1 protein-coding gene is annotated in these 738 nt (G+C 59.3%); it reads left to right on the forward strand.

Annotated features, from left to right (window positions below; all coding sequences use genetic code 11):
* On the forward strand, positions 1-738 hold a 738-nt coding region (locus tag ALO64_RS07765), incomplete at both ends, for a VirB4 family type IV secretion/conjugal transfer ATPase (protein WP_456238959.1).

Here is a 738-nt window from a genome sequence, read left to right on the forward strand (position 1 = left end):
TACGGGCACGAAAAAGACGTGCTGGTCAGCGACACCCGCCTGGGGGACGCGATCATTGATAGCGTCACCAACTTCGAACACTACGATTTCGTCGAGAACCGGCCCAATCGGGGTGGCCAGCGCTTTGCGACGACCTTTGACCTGCGCGACTACCCCAGTGGCGGGACCTACCCCGGCATGTGGGATGAAGCCATCGAGCAGCAGTTCGAGTTCACCCTGGTGCAAACGTTTCTGTTCGAGGACCGCAACAAGGCCAAGGACAAATTCAAAAAGCACGTGGCGGATCTGGGTTCGGTCGAGCGCGATTCCAGGCAGACCGAGGAGCTTGAAAATGCCATCGAGGCCATCACCCTGGGCGACAAGGCGTTCGGTCGTTATCACGCCTCGCTGATCGTCTTCGGCAAGACCCCGGACCAGGCCATCGAGAACGGCACGAAAATGGCGTCGGTGTTTACGGTACGTGACGCGACCTTTGTGCGTTCGACCATGAGCAACATCGACACCTGGTACACGCAGTTCCCCGGTGTGACCGAGGCCATGTACCCCATGATGAAATCGACCGAGAACCTGGCGTGCAGCTTTTCCCTGCACTCCACCCCCACGGGCAAGGTCAAGGGCAACCCCATCGGTGATGGAACGGGTGTGATGCCCGTGCTGACGGCCAACAAGGCGTTGTATGTCCTCAACGTGCATGACAGCCCGCCCGGTCAGAACAACCTCGGTGAAATGCTGCCAGGA

Origin of the sequence: Pseudomonas meliae (assembly GCF_001400515.1) — a bacterium.
Taxonomy (GTDB): Bacteria; Pseudomonadota; Gammaproteobacteria; order Pseudomonadales; family Pseudomonadaceae; genus Aquipseudomonas; species Aquipseudomonas amygdali.